The organism is Gordonia insulae, assembly GCF_003855095.1.
Lineage (GTDB): Bacteria > Actinomycetota > Actinomycetes > Mycobacteriales > Mycobacteriaceae > Gordonia > Gordonia insulae.
Genome location: NZ_CP033972.1, coordinates 2566956 through 2586141, shown reverse-complemented (window position 1 = coordinate 2586141; position 19186 = coordinate 2566956). Strand labels below are relative to the sequence as shown.

The window sequence follows — 19186 nt, the reverse complement described above, 5'->3', positions numbered from 1 at the left end:
CGGTTTACCTTTCGTATTCAGGCTGGAGTTCGCGATCCGGCTCGATGCCGAACGTGTTGAAGGCCATGGCCAGCGTCGCGTAGGTGCCGACGGTGAACACCAGGTCGATGAGCTGTCGCTCGTCGAGGTGCTCGGCGAGTGCGGACCAGGTGGAATCGGAGAGGGTCGATTCGCGGTCGAGTTCGGTCGCGGCCGCGAGGACCAGGCGGTCGAGATCATCGTGGGCGACACCCTCCTGGGCGTCCGCGATCTCCTCGAGCGTCAGTCCGGCGGCCAGACCCATTCCGGTGTGGTGTTCGACCTCGTACGGACACTTGCACAGCGCCGCGACGCGCAGGACCGCCAGCTCGCGAAGGCGGGCGGGCAGTGTCGAGCCGAACAGCAGATGGGCGTTGAACGGCAGGAACGTCCGGGTCAGCTCCGGGTTTCGGACCATCGTCGCCAGCGCATTACCCGCGCCCTGCGGGTTGCGCCGTTGCCTCGGCAGCATCCCGGCCAGCGCGGCGTTCACCGCGTCGTCCCACTGATCCGCGGGAAGTGGTGACAGCCGCATCGAGCCCTCCTTCCGAGAATATGATTCTCAATTGCGAGTACTAGGTTTCCACAAGTCGTTCGTGCGGTCAATCGATTCGACGAAACGCGCACGATCCGCGACGCCGAATGCCTGCTGCTGGTCGCCCGGTGCTCAGGCCTGACAAGGGGGGATCGACGGCAAATGTGACGCAGATCGCTCGGATATATTGATTCTTCCCAAATGAGAAGCTAGTTTCCTTAGTTGAGAGCAAGGATGCCAAAGCTGGCTGCGGGGGACTGGTCGCACAGCCTTGGTGAGACACTCTCGCACCCCGTCAGGGGTCCCGGCCCGGAGATGTCGATGAGGAGAATCTGGTGAGACCACAACGAATCCTGGCAGTGGTGGCGATAACCGCCGCGCTGGTCGCAGGATGTAGCGGCCGTAGCGGTGAGACGACCGAGGAGAGCGGCGGCGGCGACGGCGGCGGTTCGTCGTCGAGCGTCTCGAGCTCGTTCGGCGACCTGAAAGACGTGTGCCAGGACGGATCCGCCAAGGGTGCGACCTCGCAGGGCGTCACCGATGACGGGATTCAGATCGGCACCTTCTCGGACGTCGGCTTCACCAAGAACGCCGAGTTCGAGAACGCCGCAAAGGTTTTCACCTCATGGTGCAACGACAACGGCGGAATCAACGGACGCAAGATCACGTCGAATCTGCGCGACAGCAAGCTCCTGGCGGTGCGGCAGCAGATGTCTGCGGCATGCAAACAGGACTTCGCCCTCGTCGGCGGCGGTGCGGCGCTGGACGGTCTCGGGACGAAGGAGCGTCTGAACTGCCTGCTGCCGAACTTCCCCGCGCAGACGTCCCAGGCCGCCGAGTTGGGATCGGACCTGATGGTCCAGGCGGCGCCGGCCCAGAAGCTCGGGTACATGCCGTACTACCAGTTCCGCGAATGGCTGCTCAAGGACGCTTATCCCCAGTCCGCAGGCTCCGTCGGGATCATTCTCGGGGACTCGCCGGTGGCGAAGGTTCTCGGCGACATGCAGGTCGAGTCCGTCGAAGCCGCCGGCGGCACCTTCGTCTACAACGACAAGTACCCCGCCGCGGGCGTCTCCGATTGGACCCCCTACGCGCAGTCGATCAAGAACAAGGGCGTCAAGGGCCTGATCTTCTACGGTTCGTTCGACCAGCTCGCGAAGCTGGAGAACGTGCTCAGCGGGATGAACTACAAGCTCGACTGGATCGATCCCAACAACAACGCGTACGGCGAACCCTTCCTCAAGTTGCTCGGTTCGGCTGCCGGAACCCAGAACAACCTGGTCGACCTCAGTGGCATCCTGCCGCTGGAGAGCACGGAACCGGTCATGGCGCAGCTCAAGGAGTTGTACGCGAAGTATGCGCCGGACGCCACACTCACCGCTCCGTCCGTCCGCGCCTTCTCGTCGTGGTTGCTGTTCGCCAAGTCCGCGGCGAGCTGTGGCGACAACCTGACCCGGTCCTGCTTGCTGGATGCGGCGACCAAGGAGTCCGCGTGGACCGGTGGTGGGTTGCAGGCCGCCCAGAATCTTGCGCCGGGTGCGGCTCCATCGCCGTGCTTCAACGTGGAGCAGGCGACTCCCAGCGGTTGGGAGGCAGCCGATTTCGACCCGGATCAGGGGCCGTACCGATGCAACATCCCGGTCAAGAAGACCGTCGGCGACTTCGGCAGCGGCATGACGTTGTCCGACGTGGGTAAGAGCGCGAGCGACGTCAAGTAATGGATCAGTTCCTCGCCTTCGGCATCGTCGGCCTCAGCACCGCCGCTGTGTATGCAGTGATCAGCGGCGGGCTGGTGGTCACGTACACCACGACCGGAGTCTTCAACTTCGCGCACGGCGCGAGCGGCATGATGGCCGCGTTCATGTACTGGCAGTGCAGCGTCGGTTGGGGTTGGCCGGTCTGGCTGTCGCTCGTGGTGGTCCTGGGTGTGCTCACGCCGCTGTTCGGGTTGCTCGTCGAGATGGCCATGCGTCCGGCGCAGGCCCTCGGCGAGGCGGAGAAGCTGGTGATGACCGTCGCTCTCCTCAGCGGTCTGATCGCCATCGCCCGCTGGATCTGGGATCCGAACGATCCCCGGACCCTGCCGGCGTTCTTCGCCGACCGGGAGCCGTTCCATCTGTTCGGCGCAACCATCACCTGGCATCAGGCACTCACCATGATCGTCGCCATCCTGGTGGCGCTCGGACTCCGTGTTCTGCTGTTCCGGACCCGCACCGGGACCGAGATGCGTGCCACGGTCGATGATCGTGCGCTGGTCGGTATCACCGGAGCGGATCCGGTGCGCTCCAACAGGATCGCGTGGGTGCTGGGTATCGAGCTGGCGGCGATCGGTGGTGTGCTCATCGCCCCGACGGTCGCACTGGACGCCATGTCGCTGTCGTTGGTCATCGTCAGTGCCTACGCAGCGGCGATCTTCGGCCGACTGAAGAGTTTGCCGCTCACCTTCCTCGGTGCGGTGGTGGTCGGCTGCATGGAGAGCTACCTGACCGGGTACCTCCCGCAGAACGACTACCTGCCGGGCATCCGACTTGCTGCACCGGCGATCCTGCTTCTCCTTGCGCTGCTGCTGTTCCCGCATGGCCGGCTGCGCGGTCGCGACCGTCAACTCAGCCCGGTGCCACTCCCATCCCGGCGGGGCACGATCTTTCTCGCCGGGGTGATCGTCTGGTTCGGGTTGATCCTCGCGACCGTGCTGAGCGAGAGCGATCTGATCACCTATGGCCAGATCTTCGCGATCGGTGTCATCGCCATCTCGTATGTCCCGCTTGCGGGGTACGCCGGTCAGATCTCGTTGTGCCAGATCACGCTCGCGGGGATCGGGGCGATCATCTGCGCACGCTTCGGTGCCGACGGACAGTGGTGGGCGATTCTGGCGGCCATGGTGATCAGCGGTATCGCGGGAGCCGCCATCGCGTTGCCCGCCCTGCGGTTGTCGGGCGTCTATCTCGCCCTCGGCACCGCCGCGATCGCGGTGATCTTCGATCGATGGATCTTCACGCTGCCGTCCTTCGATGTGTGGGGTGTGCGGATCTCCCTCTTCGATCAGGGCTCGGTGGAGCTGACCGGCCCGTCGTTGTTCGGTTTCGCGATCGACACACCACAACGCACCACGGTGTTCGCCGCCGTGGCACTGGCGCTGGTCACAGTCGGCATCGCCTGGCTGCGGCGTGGACGGTTCGGCCGAAAGCTGATCGCCCTGCGAGACAGCGAAGCCGCCTACGCGACTCTCGGCGGCAACATCCTCGTCAGCAAGCTTCTCGTGTTCGGATTGAGTTCCGCCATAGCCGGTCTGGGTGGTGCGCTCTACGGAATGCAGCTTCAGTCGGTGACCGGCGACCAGTTCAACTTCATCTCCGGGCTGCCCATCTTCCTCGTCGCGGTGCTGGCCGGCCTCGGTGCGGTCGGCAACGGCCTCTTCACGGGTGCAGCGCTGGCCGGGCCCCTCAACGCAATCGGTGTCCTGTGGCCCGCGTTGCGTGAGGTGTCCCAGGCGATCCCGGCCATCGCCGGAATCGCCTTCGGCGCCAAGGCGGTCAAGGAGGGCGGTATCGCGGAGCTGCGAAAGCAGTGGGATGCGGCCTTCGCGGATCCGATCGTGATGGCAGGCCTGGTCGGGTGGACGCTGGTCGCGTGGGTGCTTCGGCTCACCGACGTCATCAACGGCTACGTGTTCTTCCTCGCGATGGTCGTCGCGGCGATTCTGGTCCCGCTGTGGGCGAATCGGCGCCGTCGGGCCGAAGAAGCCGCCGCCGCGGTCGCACCGCAGGAGATCCCCGTCGAGTGGTGGGGGATCACACGTCCATGGCAGCCCGAAGACGACAAGGAGTTGGATCGTGCACTCACTGCTCGAAGTTAGCAATGTGTCGGTCAGTTTCGGTGCGCACCGCGCATTGGACTCGGTGAACCTGGTTGCCGAGCGTGGCCACATCACCGGACTGATCGGGCCCAATGGCGCGGGCAAGAGCACATTGTTCGACGTCATCTGCGGGCTTCGACGACCCGGCTCCGGCCGGGTCACCCTCGACGGCGAGGACATCACCCGGCTCGGTCCGGCGCAGCGGGCGCAGCGCGGTATGGCGCGGACTTTTCAAGGTCTGGAGTTGTTCGGCCGGTTGAGTGTTCGCGACAATCTGCTGGTCGCCGCGGAACTACGGCGCACAGGTGGATCCGCGGCGACGCTGGTGGACGAGGTGATCGACCGCGCCGGGCTCGGGTCGTACGCGGACCGATTGGCGGATTCGCTGCCGACCGGGGTGGGGCGGCTCGTGGAGGTCGCTCGCGCCCTCGCCACCGAGCCCGATCTGATCCTGCTCGACGAACCCGCTGCCGGTCAGGATGCCGAGGAGACCGAGCGGTTCGCGCGGATTCTGCGGACGGTCGTCGAGACGGATGACGTGGCGGTCCTGTTGGTGGAGCACGACATGGAACTCGTGATGGGCGTCTGCGACGAGGTCCATGTGCTCGATCTCGGTTCGCTCATCACATCGGGTCCGCCGGAGGTCGTCCGAAAGAACGCCGCGGTGCTCGACGCCTACCTGGGAACAGCTTCATGATCCCGCCGCTCCTGGAGTTACGCGACATCCGCGCCGGCTACGGCGGGATCACCGCCCTGCACGGCGTCGACCTCACCGTGCGCGCGGGCCAGGTGGTCGCACTGCTCGGTCCCAACGGGGCCGGCAAGACCACGACGCAGAAGATTGCCGCCGGCGTGCATCAGGTCGATTCGGGCGAGGTTCTCTACGGGGGTCGTGACGTCACCGGGATCTCCTCGCGTGATGCGGCACGGGCGGGAGTCTGCCTGATCCCCGAAGGCCGGGGGGTGTTCCCGAATCTCACTGTGCGCGAGAATCTCTGGATGATGACCTTCACCGGACGGTCGCGTGAGGAGATCGAGGAGATGGCCTTCGCGCGTTTCCCGATCCTGGAACAACGCGCATCACAGACCGCGGGAACCATGTCGGGGGGCGAACAACAGATGCTCGCGCTGTCGCGCGGTCTCACGACGGACCCGGCCGTCCTGCTGCTCGACGAACTGTCGATGGGCCTCGCCCCGCTCGTGGTGGAGAGACTGTACGAGCAGGTCGCCCAGATCGCCCGGGAAGGCGTCGCGGTCCTCGTCGTCGAGCAGTTCGCCTCGGCGGTCCTCGACATGGCCGATCACGCGGCCGTCCTCGTCCGCGGACGAATCGAATACGACGGCCCACCCGGCCGAGAACTACGCAATGAACTCGCCAACCTCTACCTAGGGAGTGCCTCATGACTGCTGCACCGGATGACCGGGCCGAACGATTCACCCGGGAACTCGACAGCCTGAAGATCCCGGATCCCGCAGCCGCGAGATCGCAGCTCTGGATTCGCGCCGGAGTCGCCGCGATGGCCGTCGGAGTCGCACTCGGCGTGCTCGCATATCTGATGTCGCACAACACGTCGAACCCGCTGGTGCAGCGGGATGCGCTCACCATCGCGTTGACCGGAGTCGCGCTCGCGGTGGTCGGCTCGGCGGTGTTCCTGCGGTACTCGCTGACCAACTTTCTGCGGTTCTGGTTGGCGCGCCAGACCTTTGATCTGAACGAGTTCGGAGATCGAGTCGTCAACGGACGCAGTGTGACGAACGACCAGTCGCCGCGAGTGAAGGAGACCATCCACGATGACCACAAAAATGCCGCAGTTGCGCGCGGGTGAGCAGCTGGCGTGTGCAACGTGCACCACGAAGGTGGTGGTCGTCACGGCACCGCCTGACGCCACAGCCGAGATCACTTGCGGTGGTACCGTACTGCAGCCCGTCAAGTCGGTGACCCAGCCCCCGAAGGACGGCTCGAGCCCCGGGGTGCTGATCGGCAAGCGTTACGTCGACGCCGCGGAGACGATGGAACTGCTCTGCAGCGCTGCAGGTTCGGGGCCACTCGAATATGACGGTGCGGAGATGACCCTCAAATCCGCGAAAGCGCTCCCGGCATCGGATTGACCGGTGGCGATCGCACCGACACTCTTCCGACGATCGAGGATCGAGGATCGAGGTGCCTGAGGGTGATCTCGATACGCCGCCTCGCGCCAGGGCGCTCGGTGGCTACTCGATCAGCGGTGGGTCGGTGCGATCGTGCGTGCGCATCAGCAAACAGGAAGGTTCGGCGTATGTCCGAAGGGATGAGTTTCGAGCTGTCGGAGGATCAGGAACTGATCCGGAAGTCCGTTGCCGAACTGGCAGGACGATTCGACGACCAGTATTGGATGGAAAAGGATCTCGCCCACGAGTTCCCGACCGAGTTCTACCAGGCCATCGCCGACGGTGGCTGGCTCGGCATGACCATCCCCGAAGAATACGGTGGGCACGGACTCGGGATCACCGAGGCGACCATCCTGCTCGAGCAGGTCGCCCGGTCGGGCGGCGCCATGAATGCCGCCACCGCCATCCACCTGTCCATCTTCGGGATGCAACCGGTCGTGGTACACGGTTCGGACGAACTCAAGCAGCGCACACTCCCGCGCGTGGTGAACGGCGATCTACACGTGTGTTTCGGTGTCACCGAACCCGGTGCCGGACTCGATACCTCGCGGATCACCACCTCGGCACGACGCAAGGGCGACGGGTATGTGGTCAACGGACGTAAGGTGTGGATCTCCAAGGCGATGGAGTCGGAGAAGATCCTCCTGCTGACCCGGACGACGCCGTACGACGAGGTCGAGAAGAAGACCGACGGAATGACGCTGTTCCTGACCGATCTCGACCGGGCGCACGTCGACATCAGGCCGATCAAGAAGATGGGCCGCAACGCCGTCACATCGAACGAGTTGTTCATCGATGACCTGTACGTGCCCGAATCCGACCGCGTAGGCGAGGAAGGCAAGGGCTTCAAGTACCTCCTCGACGGACTCAACCCCGAGCGCATGCTGATCGCGGCCGAGGCACTCGGGATCGGCCGCGTCGCACTCGACCGGGCGGTCACCTACGCCAAGCAACGTGAGGTGTTCGACCGTCCGATCGGGATGAATCAGGGCATCCAGTTCCCACTGGCCGACTCGCTGGCCCAACTCGACGCCGCGGAACTGGTGCTGCGCAAGGCCGCCTGGCTCTACGACAACGGGAAGCCGTGCGGGCGGGAAGCCAACACCGCCAAGTACCTCTGTGCCGAAGCAGGTTTCACCGCCGCTGACCGTGCACTGCAGACGCACGGCGGCATGGGGTATTCGGAGGAGTACAACGTGGCGCGGTACTTCCGGGAGGCCCGGGTCATGCGGATCGCGCCGATCAGCCAGGAAATGATCCTGAACTTTCTGGGATCGCACGTATTGGGATTGCCGAGGAGCTACTGATGACCGACAACAACCCGCTGTTCGACCTGACCGGCCGCTGCGCAGTGGTCACCGGCGCCGCAGGCGGTATCGGGTCGGCGGTCGCACAGGCGCTTGCCACCGCGGGCGCCGTGGTGCTGGTGACGGATGTGGACGCCGGAGCCGCCGCGAAGGTGGCCGAACAGATCTCGGTCGCCGGAGGTAAGGCCGACAGCCTGGGATACGACGTCAGTGACCGTGAAGCGGCGGATGCGGTGATGAGTCGTGCGGCCGCCCTGGGCGACGGAGCGGTCCACATCATCGTCAACAATGCGGGGGTCACCGCGCCGGCGATGTTCGGCGACACGTCACAGGAGAGCATCCGTCGCATGCTCGACATCCATCTGATGGGCGCGTTCAACACCTCGCAGGCCGCACTGCCGTTCCTGGCGACAGACGGGACCGGGCGCATCATCAACGTGACATCGTCGGCCGGCATCACCGGCACGCTGGGGCAGGTGAACTATTCGGCGGCGAAGGCCGGGATCATCGGTCTCACCAAATCGCTTGCCCGCGAGCTCGCGCGTAAACAGATCCTGGTCAACGCGCTGGCTCCGCTCGCGGCGACTCCGATGACCGAGACGATCCGCACCGACGAGCGTTTCGCCCCGACGATGCTGAACCGGATTCCGTTGCGACGCTGGGCCGAACCATCCGAGGTCGCCGGTGCGTTCGTCTTCCTCGCGTCGGACGCGGCCTCGTTCGTCACGGGACAGGTGCTACCCGTCGACGGTGGCATGGTGATGTGATGCCGGCATCTGTCGAGGAGCCGGATGACGGCACGTCGGCGGCCGGGCCGTTGGCCGGTCTGACCGTGGTCGCGCTCGAGCAGGCGGTGTCTGCACCCATGTGCACGCGGACACTTGCCGATCTCGGCGCGCGGGTGATCAAGGTGGAGAATCCGAAGGGCGGTGACTTCGCGCGCCACTACGACGACGTCGTCAACGGCATGGCAGCCCACTTCGTGTGGGTCAACCGTGGCAAGGAGTCCATCACCATCGACCTGAAGTCGGCCGCCGGGATCGCAGTGCTTCACCAACTGCTCGACCGGGCCGACGTCCTGGTGTCGAATCTGGCACCCGGATCGACGGCGAAGATGGGCATAGCGCCGGAGGACCTGGCCGACCGTCACCCCGACCTGATCGTGGTGGAGATCGACGGCTACGGTCCCGGCGGCCCGCTGTCGCACAAGCGCGCCTACGATCTTCTCGCCCAGGCCGAGTCGGGGGCGTGCGCCATCACCGGGTCTCCCGGGGCCCCGGCCAAGCCGGGACCGCCGATGGCCGACGTCTGCTCGGGCCTGTACTCGGCGATCTCGATCCTGTCGCTGCTCGTGGGACATCGCCGTGCGGGGGACCACGAGCGACGCGGTGGTGCGATCGCCATCAGCCTCTTCGACACCATGGCGGAATTGATGGGGTACGCCCTCAACTACACCCGCCACACCGGCATCGACCAGCAACCGCGGGGGATGGGATCGCCGGCGGTCGCCCCGTACGGGGCCTATCCCACCGCCGACGGTCAGACCGTGGTGCTCGGCACCACCAATGACCGTGAATGGCAGCGACTCTCGTCCGACATCCTGCAACGCGAGGATCTGGCCGCCGACCCGCGGTTCGCCACGAATTCCGCGCGGGTGGAGTATCGGGACGTCCTCGACGAGGCGATCTCGACGTGGTGTTCGGAGCACGATCTGCTCGACATCCAGAAGGCGGCGGACGCCGCGGGAATCGGCAACGCGCGCTTCAATCAGCCGAGCGACGTGATCGCACATCCGCACCTCACCGAACGCGACCGATGGCGCAACGTCGACACCCCGAACGGCCCGATCCCGGCGGTACTGCCGCCGCCGGTCATCGCCGGGTTCGAACCCGTGATGGGCGCGATCCCGGGATTGGGCGAACACACCGACAGCGTGCTGGCCGGCGTGGGCCTGGACACCGACGACATCGCCGAGCTACGCGCCCTGGGCGCGGTCGGTCCGGTATTCGTGCGATGACCGGACGGATAGACGCCGCAGGGATTCTCATCGAGGATGCTGCCGGAGTCCGCACGGTGACCCTGAACCGGCCGCACCGCAAGAACGCACTCGACTGGCCGGCATGGTGCACGCTGCGTGATGTCCTGGAGGGCACCGCCCGCGACGGTGATGCCCGGGCACTCGTACTCACCGGTGCCGGTGGGCCGTTCTGTTCGGGCGCGGACATCTCGACGCCGGATTCGCGTCATCCGGCGGACAAGATGCGCATCCTCGCCGACGTGGCGATGGCACTGCACGATCTACAGATCCCCACGATCGCCAAGGTCTCGGGAGTTGCGGTCGGCGCAGGATGGAACCTCGCATTGGGGTGCGATCTGGTGGCGGCCACACCGGATGCGCGCTTCTCCCAGATCTTCGCGCGACGCGGACTGTCGATGGATCTCGGGGGATCGTGGCTGCTGCCGCGGATCGTGGGCCTGCAGCAGGCGAAACGCCTTGCGTTGCTGGCGGAGATGATCGACGCCGCAGAGGCGCGCGACCTCGGGTTGGTCACCTGGGTGGTGGACGCCGACGAGATCGACGCGTTCGTCGCCCGGCAGGCCCGCCGACTGGCCGACGGACCACCCGTGGCGCTCGCCCAGATCAAGACCTTGCTCAACGAAGGTGCGGATCGGTCCTTGAGGGACGCACTGGCCGGGGAATCGCGCGCCCAGGTGGTCAATTTCGGGACGACGGATGCCGCGGCCGCATATGCGGCATTCGCCGACAGGACGGAGCCGGTGTTCACCGGCCGCTGGGCGATACCGGCACCGGGAACCATGCCGCGAACAGAGATCGGAGAGAATGGAAATGCGTGAAGTCGTCATCGCCGAGGCGGTTCGCACCGCGGTCGGGAAACGCAATGGCGGACTGTCCGACACGCACGCCGCGGACCTCTCCGCGGTTGTCCTGCAGGAACTCGCCCGACGGACCGGGATCGATCCGTCGATCGTCGACGACGTCGTGTGGGGATGCGTGTCCCAGGTCGGTGACCAGTCCAGCAACATCGGACGCTACGCGGTCCTGGCGGCCGGCTGGCCGGAGTCCATCCCCGGAACGACGATCAACCGCGCATGTGGCTCCAGTCAGCAGGCCATCGACTTCGCCGCCCAGGCGGTGATGTCCGGGCAACAGGACGTCGTGGTCGCGGGCGGTGTGGAGGTGATGAGCCGGGTGCCATTGGGCTCGGCACGCGCAAGCGGCATGCCCTACGGGCCGAAAGTCTTTGCCCGATATGATGATTTCTCGTTCAACCAGGGAATCTCGGCGGAGCTGATCGCGGACAAGTGGGGCTTGTCGCGCACGGCGCTCGACGAATACTCGGCCCGGTCACACGAATTGGCGGCGTCTGCGATCGACCGGGGTGCGTTCGTCGATCAGATCGTGCCGATAGAGACGGGTGCGGGGTCAGTCGCGACCGACGAGGGTGTCCGACGCGGTACGACACCGGAGAAGCTCGCCGGTCTGCGCACGGTCTTCCGGGAGGACGGGGTCATCCATGCGGGCAACTCGTCGCAGATCTCCGACGGTGCCGCAGCGCTGTTGATCACCACGTCCGAACGCGCACAGCAGCTGGGGCTGTCGCCGATCGCGCGGTACACCGCCGGGGCGGTGACAGGTTCGGACCCGATCCTCATGTTGACCGGACCCATCCCGGCGACCGAGAAGGTGCTCGCGAAAGCAGATGTGTCGCTGCATGACGTGGGGGTCTTCGAGGTCAACGAGGCCTTCGCGCCGGTGCCGCTCGCGTGGCTCGCCGAGACGGGCGCCTCGGCCGATCGACTGAACCCGCTCGGCGGCGCGATCGCGCTCGGCCATCCGCTGGGCGGTTCAGGCGCGATCCTGATGACCCGGATGATCCATCACATGCGCGACAAGGGCATCCGGTACGGGTTGCAGACCATGTGTGAGGGTGGCGGCACCGCCAACGCGACTCTCGTCGAGCTGGCGGACTGAGGGGGGACACGACATGCGACGAGGCATTTACCACGACGATCACGAGGCCTTCCGTGCCCTGGTCCGCGACTTCGTGATCAAGGAGGTGGTCGGCGAGTACCCGAAGTGGGAGAAGGCCGGACAGATGCCGCGCGAGGTGTTCGCGCGACTCGGTGAGCTCGGCGTCCTCGGCATGGCGATCCCGGAGGAGTACGGGGGAGCGGGACAAGAAGACTTCCGCTACAACGTGATCGTGCAGGAGGAGTCGGCGCGGGCACTGGTGACCCTGTCGACGGTCCGTACCCAGCTCGACGTCATCCTCCCGTACTTCCTGCGGTACGCCAACGCCGAGCAGCGAAGCCGATGGTTCCCGGGAATGGCTGCCGGTGAACTGCTGACCGCCATCGCGATGACGGAACCGGGGACCGGTTCCGATCTCGCCGGCATGACCAGCACCGCCGTGCGCGACGGCGATCACTACGTCCTCAACGGCGCGAAGACGTTCATCACAGGCGGATTGCTCGCGGATCTCGTCATCGTGGTCGCGCGCACCTCGACCGATCCCGACAATCGTCGCGCCGGCCTGAGCCTGCTGGTGGTCGAGGACGGTATGGAGGGTTTCGAGCGCGGTCGGGTACTCGACAAGATGGGTTGCAAGGTCCAGGACACGGTGGAACTCTCGTTCACCGACGTCCGGGTGCCGGTGACGAACCTGCTCGGTGACGAGGGTGCCGCATTCGGGTACTTGGGCAGCAATCTGCCGCAGGAGCGGATGACGGTGGCGGCGGGTTCGGTCGCACAGGCGCGTGCCGCGCTCACCACCACGATCGAGTACGTGAAGGAGCGCAAGGCATTCGGAAAACCGGTGGCCGGCTTCCAGAACACGAAGTTCGAACTCGCATCGATCTCCGCCGAGGTGGAGGCCGCACAGGCGATGCTCGACCTGGCCGTCGTCGATCTGGTGGACGGTGAGCTGTCCGGTGCCGACGCCGCGCGGGTGAAGCTGTTCTGCACCGAGATGCAGGCCCGCGCGGTCGATCGTTGTCTACAGCTCTTCGGTGGCTACGGCTACATGATGGAATACCCGATCGCCCGCCTGTACACCGATGCCCGGGTGGCCAGGATCTACGCGGGGACCAGTGAGGTCATGCGGACGATCATCGCCAAGTCGCTGGGACTCTAGGTCCGTCGAGATCCGTTGTGCAGGGGGAGCCATGAACGCCGCAGTGCCGATCCGAGCGATACCCGATGATCTCCGGCACCACTATCGTCGGATGGGGTGGTGGACCGACGAGTCTCTCGGCGCTCTGCTGGGGCGCGGATTGGACGAGCATGCGGCCATGGGATTTCACGTGTATTCCAAGGTCCGCCCGTACGCCGGGACGTTCGCCGACGTCGGGACCGTGGCCCGCCGTTTGGCGGCCGGCCTGCACTCACGTGGGGTGCGCCCCGGTGACGTGATCGCCTTCCAGTTGCCGAACTGGATGGAAGCGGCCGCAACATTCTGGGCGTCGTCGATTCTGGGCACTGCGGTGGTTCCCATCGTGCACTTCTACGGACCGAGAGAGGTGGCGTTCATCCTCGGGGATGCCCGGCCGAGCGTTTTCATCACCGCAGAGAAGTTCGGACGTATGACCTACGACCCGGCGGTGAGCGCCGATGTACCCATCGTCGGTGTGGTCGGCAGTACCTTCGACGAGTTGCTCGACGACGAGCCGATGCGTGGTGTGCTCGATGTGGACCCCGGTGGTGCGGCACTGATCGCGTACACGTCGGGGACGACGAGCGATCCGAAGGGCGTGGTGCACACACATCAGACCCTCGGATTCGAGACCCGCCAGCAGATCGCGAACTATCAGCCAGATCGTGGCAGGCAGCTCAACGCACTGCCGGTCGGTCACTTCATGGGAATGCTGACGGCGTTTCTGGTGCCCGTTCTGGACGGTATGCCGGTCGACCTGTGCGACGAATGGGACCCGGAACTGGTGATCAGCCTGATGGACACCGAAGGGGTCGGGTTCGGGGGTGGTCCGACGTATTTCGTCACGAGTGTGCTCGATCATCCGGACTTCCGCAGGTCTCACCTGAGATATCTCACCTACATCGGGCTCGGTGGGTCCACGATTCCTGGCGCGATCACCCGACATCTCACCGACCTGGGGATCACCGTGACCCGGGCGTACGGAAGTACCGAGCATCCGTCGGTCACCGGTACGAACATCTCTGCGCCGGAGGTCAAACGCCTGACCACCGATGGGACGCCCCGGCTCGGGGTGGAGATCCGATTGGGTGACGACGGCGAGGTGTTGAGTCGCGGCCCGGACCTCTGTCTCGGGTACACAGACGAGACCTTGACGGCCGGAGCCTTCGATGGCGACGGTTGGTATCACACCGGAGATATCGGGTCGATCGACGCCGATGGGTATCTCTCGATCGTGGATCGAAAGTCCGACATGATCATTCGCGGCGGGGAGAATGTGAGTGCCGCCGCTGTCGAAGAAGTGCTCCTGACGTTGCCGGCGATCGCGGACGCAGTGGTGGTGTCGGCCCCGGACACGCGATTCGGTGAGCGCGTGGCGGCGGTGATGCGGCTGCGCAGTGGTCATCTGATGCCCACCCTGGAAGAGGTCAGGCAGCATTTCGATACGGCCGGTGTCGCCCGACAGAAGTGGCCGGAGGAGATTCACGAGGTCGAGGACTTTCCGCGCACTCCGTCGGGCAAGGTGCAAAAGCATCGAGTTCGTGAGTTGGTTGCCCGAGCAGACCGAGGCTCCCCGGTTCGCTGATCGCACGGGCGCCGGCCACGCCCTGCACCTACACCTCGGACCCATCTGTGGTTGCGGTGTTCAGCCGGGCCAGAACGGATGTGGGCGCAAAGTTGGCCCAGCCGCTCTCGGGCCAGTTGAACCAGCCCGATGAGGCCAGAGTTCCGCCGTCGGGATGCAGCGTGGTGCCGGTGATGTAACTCGACAATCCCGAGGCGAGGAAGACCACGGCGTTCGAGATGTCCGACACCGCGCCGACGCGGCCCATCGGGATCGCGATGCGGGCACCAGCCGGTGTGGCCATGGGTGGGGTCTCGCCGTGCCCGAACCGCGCGAGGTTCGGGGTCGGCACGAAGTCGGGTGCCACGTTGTTGACACGGATCCGATCGGGTGCGACCTCGACCGCCAGCGTCCGCGAGAACTGTTCGACGGCAGCCTTCGCCGCCGAATAGACGGCGAATCCGGGCGCTGCACGATGGGCCTCGATGGTGGTGATGTTGATGATGCTGCCGCCTCGCCCAGCCGCCTGCATGCGCGGCACCGCCAGCGAGCACGCATGCAGGACATGGTGGAAATTGGTGCGCAGGAGAGCATCCCAGCCCCTCGGGGTGCTGTCGACGAAGTCGGCGCGGAAAGTGCCGCCGACGATGTTCACCAGTGTGTCGATCCGGCCCCAGCGCTCGGTGGCGGCGGTGAACAGGCCGTCGAGCGCCTCCGGGTCACGGGCATCCCCGCTGTGCACGATCGCGTCGTGTCCACCTTCGGCGAGAACCCGGCGCAACCCGTCACCGGCGGCGGGGTCGATGTCGATCACCGCCGGGTGTACACCGTTGGCCACGAGGTCCAGCGCGACACCCTCACCGAGGCCGCCTGCGCCACCGGTGATCACGGCAACCGTGCCGTCGAGCCCACTCCGCTCGTCGAACCAGTTCATCCCGATGCCGTGGATGTGGCTGTCAGGTACGTGCTGCCGAAGGCGTCGAGGAACTCGGCGGTGGCGGAGTGGTTGCTGGTCCCGCTCGAGACCAGGACCCAGGTGACGCCCGATTCCTCCAGCTGCGCGAAGGCCTCCCGATGTCGATCGGCGTCGACCGCGGGGCTGGTGATGCCGTCGGCCTGATACGAATAGACGACGTCGATCGGTGCGCCACGACCGGCCGCTTCGGCGGCGCCGCGCAATTCGGTGATGATCCCGCGGAGGTCCTCACCCGACCCGAGCATCGGCGTCCGGGCCGACGAACTCAACTGGGCGCCTCCCGTCATCGGCATCCATCCCTGGCCCGCCCGGGCAACCCGACGACGGCTGAGCCGGGAGTTGCCGCCGATCCAGATCGGGATGGGGGACTGCGTGGGACGCGGGCGACACATCACCTCGCGAGCGCTGAAGTGAGTGCCCTGGTAACTGAACGCCTCACCACTCCAGTGCAGCGGAAGGACGTCGAGGGCTTCGTCGAGCAGCGTATTGCGTTCCGTGATGTCGACGCCGAGGGCATGGAATTCGCTCTTCTGATATCCGGCCCCCAGGCCGAGGATCAGTCGCCCTGCGGAGAGGGTGTCGAGCGTGGCAGCCGACTTCGCCAGCAACAGAGGGTTCCGATAGGGCGCCACGGCCAGGTAGGTCAGCAGCCTCAGCCGTTCGGTTGCCGCGGCGACGTATCCCAGGGCGACGAACGGGTCGAGGGTCTGGTGTCCGCCGGAGGCCAGCCACCTGGCACCTGGAGCGGGATGCTCACTCAAGGAGAATGCATCGAATCCCGCGTCCTCGACGCGGACAGCCACATCTTTGAGCGCGCCGGCGGCGAACAGGTCGCCGTCGGGTCCACTGGTCTCGGGATAGTGGTAGATGAAGCGCATGGTCTCCTCGCGGCGTCCTTGACGATCGAGAATATCGATCTGACTCCAGGAGAGTCTAATTCTCCTAGCCTCCTCTTTGCGAGACGTGACCATGACAGCGATTGATGGCAAATGAGACCCTTGTCACATCGGTCCAACCTACCTACTATGTGTTCACTAGGTTGGATTCGGGCAGCCCCCGAAGCGCGATATTTGCAGATCAAGCAGTGGAGTCAGGTGACTGGTACACGCCCGTACGATGCGTTACTCACCAAGGGTGAGGAACGCAAGCAACGCATCCTCGAGGTGGCGCAGCGAATGCTCGCCAGAAACGGATGGCGCAATACGAGCTTGGCCCAGATCGCGGCGGAGGCAGGCGTCACGCCTGCAGGTCTCCTGCATCATTTCGAGTCGAAGGCACAGTTGCTGCACGCCGTTCTGGAGTTGCGCGACGCCGACGACGACGAGCACGCGGACCGCGAGGGTGACATTCTCGAGCAGCTGGAGAACGTTGCCCTGCGCTTCGAGCGCTCACCAGATCAGGTTCGTATGTTCACCGTCTTGCAGGCGGAGAACCTCGATCCGGGTACGCCGCTGCACGACCGGTTGTTGTTCCGTTATCACGCGGCGGTCGAGACCGTCGCCGAGGGTATCCGGCGTGGACAACGTGAAGGGCGATTTCGCACCGACCTGGACGCGGCCGACAAGGCCGTGGAAGTCATCGCATTCATCAATGGAATGGAAACATCATGGCTGCTGGACCCGTCAATTCCGCTGGTACGCGTCTTCCGGGAGTACGCGAGATCACTCGAGCGCGAGCTGTCGCGCGCCGACGTCCCCTCCGCTACCGCCTAGCGGTCCTCGCAGCCGACCCCCTCGAGGCGATCGAATACGCCGGTGGCTGGCTGTTCGACCAGTCGATGGCCGGCTGGGATGTGTCGGTTCACGTCGCCGAAGACGGTGATACCCGGCCGCTGGAGATCCTGGGGGCCAGCCTCTACGACCTGCGCAGCTCATTGGTCTCCCGCGACTCCCTCGAGCAGCGCACCGTGGGTCCCTGGCCCCAGGCGGTGGCGATCTCCCCCAAGGTGCTGGCATCAGAGGAGCGTCTGCGGTCGGCGACGATGGCCTCGATCGATCAGCGGCTCGTCGACATCAAACTGTGGGGCGACGAGATGCCGACCGAACTCAACGGTCGCTGCCTTACCATCTCGCACCGGTTGAGTTGTGCTGCTCAGGCATTCAAGCGCCAGGCCTTCGCCGCTGCCGACGCCGACCCGGCCACGGCTACGGGCGTCGAGTTCTTCCGGACGACAACCGACCAAGCGTTCACACCGCCGCGCGATCTGATGCCGGCCGGCTAGCCCCCCGCGCCGGTCGCGTATCGAGACCTCTGGCGTGCCCGGTGATCTCGATACGGTGCCTCGCCTGGCGGCTCGGTACCTACTCGATCAGCGGGGTTGTCGCCCCGCCCGTTGGTCGCGTATCGAGACCTGTGGCGTGCCCGGTGATCTCGATACGGTGCCTCGCCTGGCGGCTCGGTACCTACTCGATCAGCGGGGTTTGTCGCCCCGCCCGTTGGTCGCGTATCGAGACCTGTGGCGTGCCCGGTGATCTCGATACGGTGCCTCGCCTGGCGGCTCGGTACCTACTCGATCAGCGGGGTTTGTCGCCCCGCCCGTTGGTCGCGTATCGAGACCTCTGGCGTGCCCGGTGATCTCGATACGGTGCCTCGCCTGGCGGCTCGGCGCCTACTCGATCAGCGGATGGCTTGTTGCACCATCCACGCGGATGAGAATCTTGCCGATCGCCTGACCGTCGGCGACGGCGCGCAAGGCCTGGGGGACCTCCTCGAGGGGGAACTCCGCCCCCACATGGGGCACGACCCGACCGTCGGTGAGGAGTGCCCGCAGCTCCTGCTCGTTGCGGGCGAACTCGTCGGGTGCGATGTCGCCGAACTGAAAGCCGAGGATCTGGATTCCCTTGACCAAAACCAGATTCAGGGGGATGCGTGGGATCTCTCCCGAGGCGAATCCGACGGTCACGAAGCGGCCGCCGCGGCGCAGGGAGCGCAGTGCAGGTTCCGACAGTTTCCCGCCCACCGGGTCGATGACCGCTGCCGCACCCGCGGTGAGGGCATCCTTGAGGGCGGTCCGCAGCTCGACGTCACGATGGTTGACGAGCCACCGCGCGCCGTGTTCCCTTGCGGCGTCCAACTTTTCCGGAGAGGATGCGACGGCCACGACTTCTGCGCCCAGGGCGGCCGCGAGTGCGACCGCTGCGAGCCCGACACCCCCGCCGGCTCCGAGAACGACGACGGGATCACCCTGCCGAACCCGGGCAACCGATCGCAGTGAGTGATACGCCGTGCGATACGCGACACCCGCCGCCGCGGCGAGGCGCATCGTGACACCATCCGGAATCCGGCTCAACGACCGAGTCGGTATCACCACCTCCTCCGCGAAGGCGCCGTACAGACCCGTACCCATGACTCGGTCGCCGATCGCGAATCCGTCTCCGGGAAGAGAGATCTCGGTGATCACTCCGGCGAACTCGCTGCCCGGCACGAACGGGGTCGGGACGCTGACCTGGTAGTCGTCGGCGACGACCAACACGTCCGGAAAGTTCACTGCCGCATACTCGACACTGATCCGCGCGGTACCCTCCTCGAGCGGGCGCGAAGGGATCTCGCCGATCGACACAGACTCAGGTGTGCCATGGCGCTCACAGACGACGGCGCGGATGCCCACC

The 19186-nt window shown here is 65.7% G+C and carries 19 protein-coding genes; 15 read left to right on the top strand and 4 right to left on the bottom strand.

Annotated features, from left to right (window positions below; genetic code table 11):
• Positions 1-4: 4 nt before the first annotated feature.
• Entirely contained in the window at positions 5-553 is a 549-nt protein-coding gene (locus D7316_RS11725; protein WP_124708400.1) for a carboxymuconolactone decarboxylase family protein, read from the bottom strand.
• A 335-nt stretch (positions 554-888) separates the two neighbouring features.
• Here D7316_RS11725 and D7316_RS11720 point away from each other — a divergent pair, with 335 nt between their 5' ends.
• From D7316_RS11720 to D7316_RS11660, 13 genes are all read left to right on the top strand, one after another.
• The gene (locus D7316_RS11720) at positions 889-2271 is read left to right on the top strand and encodes an ABC transporter substrate-binding protein (RefSeq protein WP_124708399.1); all 1383 of its coding nucleotides are present in this window, start codon (positions 889-891) and stop codon (positions 2269-2271) included.
• Positions 2271-4409 carry a branched-chain amino acid ABC transporter permease gene (locus D7316_RS11715; RefSeq protein WP_124708398.1) on the top strand — a complete coding sequence of 713 codons (2139 nt, stop codon included), beginning with the start codon at positions 2271-2273 and terminating at the stop codon, positions 4407-4409. The genes D7316_RS11720 and D7316_RS11715 overlap by 1 nt, the downstream gene beginning before the upstream one ends.
• Positions 4387-5106 carry an ABC transporter ATP-binding protein gene (locus D7316_RS11710; RefSeq protein ID WP_124708397.1) on the top strand — a complete coding sequence of 240 codons (720 nt, stop codon included), beginning with the start codon at positions 4387-4389 and terminating at the stop codon, positions 5104-5106. The genes D7316_RS11715 and D7316_RS11710 overlap by 23 nt, the downstream gene beginning before the upstream one ends.
• Positions 5103-5813, top strand: coding sequence for an ABC transporter ATP-binding protein (locus tag D7316_RS11705; RefSeq protein ID WP_197718223.1), 711 nt, complete (start codon positions 5103-5105; stop codon positions 5811-5813). Before D7316_RS11710 ends, D7316_RS11705 begins: the two co-directional genes overlap by 4 nt.
• Entirely contained in the window at positions 5810-6235 is a 426-nt protein-coding gene (locus D7316_RS11700) for a hypothetical protein (RefSeq protein ID WP_124708396.1), read from the top strand. The genes D7316_RS11705 and D7316_RS11700 overlap by 4 nt, the downstream gene beginning before the upstream one ends.
• Entirely contained in the window at positions 6201-6518 is a 318-nt protein-coding gene (locus tag D7316_RS11695) for a hypothetical protein (protein WP_124708395.1), read from the top strand. Before D7316_RS11700 ends, D7316_RS11695 begins: the two co-directional genes overlap by 35 nt.
• 167 nt (positions 6519-6685) lie before the next feature.
• Positions 6686-7864: an acyl-CoA dehydrogenase family protein gene (locus D7316_RS11690; RefSeq protein WP_197718222.1), complete on the top strand. Its 1179-nt coding sequence runs from the start codon at positions 6686-6688 to the stop codon at positions 7862-7864.
• The gene (locus D7316_RS11685) at positions 7864-8631 is read left to right on the top strand and encodes an SDR family NAD(P)-dependent oxidoreductase (RefSeq protein ID WP_124708394.1); all 768 of its coding nucleotides are present in this window, start codon (positions 7864-7866) and stop codon (positions 8629-8631) included. The genes D7316_RS11690 and D7316_RS11685 overlap by 1 nt, the downstream gene beginning before the upstream one ends.
• On the top strand, positions 8631-9881 hold the full coding sequence (locus D7316_RS11680; protein ID WP_124708393.1) for a CaiB/BaiF CoA transferase family protein: 1251 nt from the start codon (positions 8631-8633) through the stop codon (positions 9879-9881). The genes D7316_RS11685 and D7316_RS11680 overlap by 1 nt, the downstream gene beginning before the upstream one ends.
• Positions 9878-10720, top strand: coding sequence for an enoyl-CoA hydratase/isomerase family protein (locus D7316_RS11675; RefSeq protein ID WP_124708392.1), 843 nt, complete (start codon positions 9878-9880; stop codon positions 10718-10720). Before D7316_RS11680 ends, D7316_RS11675 begins: the two co-directional genes overlap by 4 nt.
• Positions 10713-11858 carry a thiolase family protein gene (locus D7316_RS11670; protein ID WP_124708391.1) on the top strand — a complete coding sequence of 382 codons (1146 nt, stop codon included), beginning with the start codon at positions 10713-10715 and terminating at the stop codon, positions 11856-11858. Before D7316_RS11675 ends, D7316_RS11670 begins: the two co-directional genes overlap by 8 nt.
• A 13-nt stretch (positions 11859-11871) precedes the next feature.
• Positions 11872-13020 carry an acyl-CoA dehydrogenase family protein gene (locus D7316_RS11665; protein WP_124708390.1) on the top strand — a complete coding sequence of 383 codons (1149 nt, stop codon included), beginning with the start codon at positions 11872-11874 and terminating at the stop codon, positions 13018-13020.
• A 31-nt stretch (positions 13021-13051) separates the two neighbouring features.
• Positions 13052-14623 carry an AMP-binding protein gene (locus D7316_RS11660; RefSeq protein ID WP_124708389.1) on the top strand — a complete coding sequence of 524 codons (1572 nt, stop codon included), beginning with the start codon at positions 13052-13054 and terminating at the stop codon, positions 14621-14623.
• A gap of 28 nt (positions 14624-14651) precedes the next feature.
• Here the strand turns inward: D7316_RS11660 and D7316_RS11655 are convergent, their stop codons facing one another.
• Together D7316_RS11655 and D7316_RS11650 are read right to left on the bottom strand one after the other, a co-directional pair.
• Positions 14652-15536, bottom strand: coding sequence for an SDR family NAD(P)-dependent oxidoreductase (locus tag D7316_RS11655; protein ID WP_124708388.1), 885 nt, complete (start codon positions 15534-15536; stop codon positions 14652-14654).
• A complete protein-coding gene (locus tag D7316_RS11650; protein ID WP_124708387.1) occupies positions 15533-16456 on the bottom strand; it encodes an LLM class F420-dependent oxidoreductase in 924 nt (307 codons plus the stop codon). The genes D7316_RS11655 and D7316_RS11650 overlap by 4 nt, the downstream gene beginning before the upstream one ends.
• A gap of 216 nt (positions 16457-16672) precedes the next feature.
• On the opposite strand from D7316_RS11650, the gene D7316_RS11645 reads away from it, so the two are divergent.
• Both D7316_RS11645 and D7316_RS11640 read left to right on the top strand, forming a co-directional pair.
• Positions 16673-17290, top strand: a complete 618-nt coding sequence (locus tag D7316_RS11645; protein WP_232017174.1) for a TetR/AcrR family transcriptional regulator — start codon at positions 16673-16675, stop codon at positions 17288-17290.
• A complete protein-coding gene (locus D7316_RS11640) occupies positions 17185-17799 on the top strand; it encodes a hypothetical protein (protein ID WP_124708386.1) in 615 nt (204 codons plus the stop codon). The genes D7316_RS11645 and D7316_RS11640 overlap by 106 nt, the downstream gene beginning before the upstream one ends.
• 387 nt (positions 17800-18186) lie before the next feature.
• On the opposite strand, the gene D7316_RS11635 is transcribed toward D7316_RS11640, so the two are convergent.
• Positions 18187-19179: an NADPH:quinone oxidoreductase family protein gene (locus D7316_RS11635; protein ID WP_124711277.1), complete on the bottom strand. Its 993-nt coding sequence runs from the start codon at positions 19177-19179 to the stop codon at positions 18187-18189.
• Positions 19180-19186: the final 7 nt, after the last annotated feature.